The sequence below is a fragment of the Ideonella azotifigens genome, assembly GCF_006519715.1.
Taxonomy (GTDB): Bacteria; Pseudomonadota; Gammaproteobacteria; order Burkholderiales; family Burkholderiaceae_C; genus Ideonella; species Ideonella azotifigens.
In genome coordinates this window covers 1-4407 of the sequence record NZ_VIDT01000473.1, presented here as the reverse complement: position 1 = coordinate 4407, position 4407 = coordinate 1, and the positions used below count along the sequence as shown (strand labels likewise).

Annotated in this window: 5 protein-coding genes; all 5 read left to right on the top strand. The window is 70.0% G+C overall.

Features of this window, described 5'->3' with window-relative positions; genetic code table 11:
* Window positions 1-87: 87 nt before the first annotated feature.
* On the top strand, window positions 88-870 hold the full coding sequence (locus FKP22_RS22175; protein WP_141289858.1) for an adenosylcobinamide-GDP ribazoletransferase: 783 nt from the start codon (window positions 88-90) through the stop codon (window positions 868-870).
* Window positions 871-873: 3 nt separating this feature from the next.
* On the top strand, window positions 874-1473 hold the full coding sequence (locus FKP22_RS22170) for a histidine phosphatase family protein (protein ID WP_141289857.1): 600 nt from the start codon (window positions 874-876) through the stop codon (window positions 1471-1473).
* Between the two features lie 17 nt (window positions 1474-1490).
* The gene (cobU, locus tag FKP22_RS22165; protein ID WP_141289859.1) at window positions 1491-2099 is read left to right on the top strand and encodes a bifunctional adenosylcobinamide kinase/adenosylcobinamide-phosphate guanylyltransferase; all 609 of its coding nucleotides are present in this window, start codon (window positions 1491-1493) and stop codon (window positions 2097-2099) included.
* Between the two features lie 10 nt (window positions 2100-2109).
* Complete coding sequence (locus tag FKP22_RS22160) at window positions 2110-3012, top strand: cobalamin-binding protein (RefSeq protein ID WP_141289856.1); 903 nt, start codon at window positions 2110-2112, stop codon at window positions 3010-3012.
* Window positions 3013-3023: 11 nt separating this feature from the next.
* On the top strand, window positions 3024-4407 hold a 1384-nt coding region (locus FKP22_RS22155; RefSeq protein WP_141289855.1), incomplete at its 3' end, for a cobyric acid synthase.

Below are 4407 nucleotides of genomic sequence, written 5' to 3'. Positions count from 1 at the left end.
CGAAGGCTGGCGCGCCCACATGGCCAGGCCGGGCGCGCAGTGGTCCACCAGCACCATCCAGTCCACCTTCTGAAGCGCTTGCCCGGCATGCACGAGCTGCGCCTTTTCCTGACCGCCCTGCAGTTCTTCACCCGCGTGCCGGTGCCCGGCTGGGTGGGCTGGTCGCCCGCGCAGCTCAACGCCTCGGCCCGCCATTTCCCAACGGTGGGCTGGCTGGTCGGTGCGGTCTGCGGCGCGGTGCTGGCCGGTGCCGGCTGGCTCTGGCCGCCGCTGGTGGCGGCCTTGCTGGCGATGGCCGCAGGCGTGTGGATGACCGGCGGTTTCCATGAAGACGGGCTGGCCGACAGCTGTGACGGCTTTGGTGGCGGCCGCGAGCGTGATCAAGTGCTGGCCATCATGAAGGACTCGCGCATTGGCAGCTATGGCGCCATTGCGCTGGTGCTGGCGCTGGGGCTGAAGGCCGCGCTGCTGGCCGAGCTGCTGCGGCAGACGCCGGTGTTGAACTGGGCTGCTTTCGGCGCGTTGATGGCCGCGATGCTCAGTGCCCACGCCTTGAGCCGCTGGGCGGCACTGCTGGTGATGGCGAGGCTGGACTATGTGCGCGAGGACGCGCTGTCCAAGTCCAAACCGATTGCGCAAGGCGTGCCGCTGCCGGCCTTGGCCGTCGCCACCGTGCTGGCCTTGTTGCCGGGGCTGCTGCTGGGTGGCGGCTGGCGTGTGGGCCTGGCCTGGCTGGTCGCCGCTGTGGTCGGCGGGTTGGCCATCCGCTTCTGCCGCAGGCGCCTGGGCGGCTATGTGGGTGACGCGCTCGGCGCCACGCAGCAACTGGCCGAGCTGGCGGTGCTGCTGGCCTGGGTGGCGCGGGCCTGAAGCATGGCCTTGATCCTGCTGCGCCACACGCGCGTGGACGCGCCTGCCGGGCTTTGCTACGGCTGGCATGACGTGGCCTTGCTGGCGCCCCCGCAGCCTTCGTTCGACGACGTGCAAGCCGCGCTGCAGGCCTTGCTCGCTCGCCTGGGCCTGAAGCTGGCCGAGGTTCACAGCAGCCCGCTGCAACGCGCCGCCTTGCTCGCGCAGCACCTGGCCGAAGCGCACGCCGCCAGGCTGACGACCGATGCACGCTGGCGCGAGCTGTCGTTTGGCGAATGGGAGGGCAGGCGCTGGGACTTCATTGACCGCGCGCAGAGCGACCCCTGGGCCGAAGACCCGCTGCACCGCGCGCCACCCGGCGGTGAAACACTGGCCACGCTGGCCGAGCGGGTGAGGGCTGCACGAGACGGTTTGCGGGACGCGGCTTCGAGGCCCGGAGAGGCAGTGCTCGCAGTCGGGCATGCCGGCCCGATGCGGGTGCTGCTGGCCGATGCACTGGGCCTGCCGCTGTACCCGCCGGTTGAACGGTCGCTGGACTTTGGTGGCCTGCTGGCCCTACGGCCGACGCGTGATGGCTGGTGTTTGGCCGAGGAGATGCCGTGAAGTTGAAACGCCCCGAGATGCCGCTGGCCGAAGCCGAGGTCGCCGCGCTGGCGGCGCAGGACGACGGGCCGAGGCACACGCTGTTGATCGGCGGCGCACGCTCGGGCAAGAGCGCGCTGGCCGAGCGCCGCGCGACCGAATGCGAGGCCGTGGGCGCCGAGGTCGTGGTCATCGCCACGGCCCAGGCGCTGGATGAAGAGATGGCCGCGCGCATTGCCGCGCACCGTGCCGTGCGGCCCGCTGGCTGGCGCACGGTGGAAGCGCCTCAGGCGCTGGCCACCACGTTGCAGGCCGAGGACGCGCCGAACCGCGTGTTGCTGGTCGACTGCCTGACGCTGTGGCTCAGCAACCTGCTGTTCGACGCTGAAACAGATGTCGAAGTGCGTGCGCTGCAGCCCAGCCAGCGTTGGGTCGACGAACGCGCCGCGCTGCTGGCCTTGCTGCCCACGCTGCGCGGTGAGCTGATCCTGATCGGCAATGAAGTCGGCCATGGCATCGTGCCCATGGGCGCGGGCAACCGCCTGTTCGTCGACGAAAACGGCCGGCTGCACCAGGCGCTGGCGTTGCACTGCGCGCGGGTGGAATTCGTGATGGCCGGCTGTGCGCTGGCCTTGAAAAGTTCTTGAGGGAGTGGGAATGAAGTGGTTCGGGAAGGCCGCCGTGCGCGGCCTGGTGGCGGTGTGTGGCCTGGCTTTGCAAGGCCTCGCGATGGCCGCACCAGTCAGCGTGCTGGACGACGATGGCCAGCGCATCACGTTGCCAGCACCGGCGCAGCGCATCGTGAGCCTCGCGCCGCACACCACCGAGCTGCTGTTCGACGCGGGTGCTGGCGCCAAGGTGGTGGCCACCGTGCGCTATGGCGACTACCCCGAGGCCGCGAAGAAGCTGCCGCAGGTGGGCGACGCACACAGCCTGGACCTGGAGCAGATCGCCGCACTGAAGCCGGACCTGATCGTTGTCTGGATGCACGGCAACTCGGCGCGCCAGATCGAGCGCCTGCACGCGCTGAAGCTGCCCATCTTCCACAGCGAGCCGCACAGCCTGCCCGCGATTGCAGACGGCATGCGCCGGCTGGGCACCTTGGCCGGTACCGAGCCAGCCGCCAACGCGGCGGCCAATGCCTTCATGGCCGACCTGGGCGCCTTGCGCCAGCGCTACAGCGGCCGCCCACCCGTCAAGGTTTTCTACCAGATCTGGTCCAAGCCGCTGATGACGGTGAACAAGGGGCACTTGATCAGCGACGTGATCTCGCTGTGCGGCGGCGTCAACGTCTTTGCCGACCAGCCGCTGCTGGTGCCCACGCCCAGCGTCGAAGCGGTGCTGGCCACGCAGCCCGAGGTGCTGGCCACCGGCACGCCGGATGGCAAGCCCGACGACAGCCTGCAGCCCTGGCAAGGCCTGAAGGCCTTTGCGCCGGTAGCCAGGAACCAGGTCATCTGGCTGACCTCGGACGAGATCAGCCGCCACACGCCGCGCATCCTGCTCGGTGCCAGGCAGATGTGCGAGGGCCTCGACGCTGTGCGGGCCAAGTCCAAGTGAAAGGTGCGCTGATGGTGCAGGGCACTACGTCGGATGCCGGCAAGAGCACCGTCGTGGCGGGCCTGGCGCGTGTACTGGTTCGGCAGGGCATTCGCGTGGCACCGTTCAAGCCGCAGAACATGGCGCTCAACAGCGCGGTGACGGCAGACGGCGGCGAGATCGGCCGGGCGCAGGCGCTGCAGGCGCTGGCCGCGCGGGTCGCACCCACCGTCGACATGAACCCGGTGCTGCTCAAGCCCAGCTCGGACACCGGCGCGCAGGTCATCGTGCACGGCAAGGTGCTGGCCGACATGAATGCGCGGGCCTACCACGACTACAAGCGCGTGGCCTATGCCGCGGTGGCCGAGTCCTTCGCCCGGCTGCGCGCGGCCTACGACGTGGTGCTGGTCGAAGGCGCAGGCAGCCCGGCCGAGATCAACCTGCGCGACCGCGACATCGCCAACATGGGCTTTGCGCTGCCGCATCAAGTGCCGGTCCTGCTGGTGGCCGACATCGACCGCGGCGGCGTGTTCGCCCACCTCACCGGTACGCTGGCCTGTCTGGCAGAGGACGAGCAGGCGCTGGTGCGCGGCTTCCTGATCAACCGCTTCCGTGGCGACATCGGCCTGCTGCAGCCCGGGCTGGACTGGTTGGAGGCGAAGACCGGCAAGCCGGTGTTCGGCACGCTGCCTTACCTGCACGGCCTGCAACTGGATGCCGAGGACGCGATCCAGGTCGCGCAGCCGGCAGGCGGCGACGGGCCGCTGCTCAAGGTCATCGTGCCGGTGCTGCCTCGCATCAGCAACCACACCGATTTCGACGCGCTGCGCGCCCATCCGCAGGTTGACCTGAGTTTCATCGGCCCCGGCCAACAGGTTCCGCCTGCGGACCTCATCGTGCTGCCTGGCAGCAAGAGCGTGCAGGCCGACCTGCGCTGGCTGCGTGCCAACGGATGGGAGCCCGCCATCCAGCGCCATCTTCGCTATGGCGGCAAGTTGATCGGCATCTGCGGCGGCCTGCAGATGCTGGGCCGTGCGCTGCACGACCCACTCGCGCGTGAAGGCGGTGGCAGCGAAGCGGGACTGGGCCTGCTGGACTTCGAGACCACGCTGGCGGCCGAGAAGCAGCTGCGCCAGGTCCAGGGCCGGCTGACCTGGGGCGAAGGTGCTGTGGTGACGGGCTACGAAATCCACCTTGGCCTGAGCGATGGGCTGGCGATGCAGCGGCCTGCACTGACCCTGGCGGGCGGTCGACCCGATGGGGCTTTGTCGGCAGACGGCCAGGTGCTCGGCACCTATGTGCACGGCCTGTTCGACCAGCCCGAGGCCCAGGCCGCGCTGCTGCGCTGGGCCGGCCTGGGGCAGGCCGCGGCGGTGGACCTGGCCGCCCTGCGCGAAGCCAGCCTGGAGCGGCTGG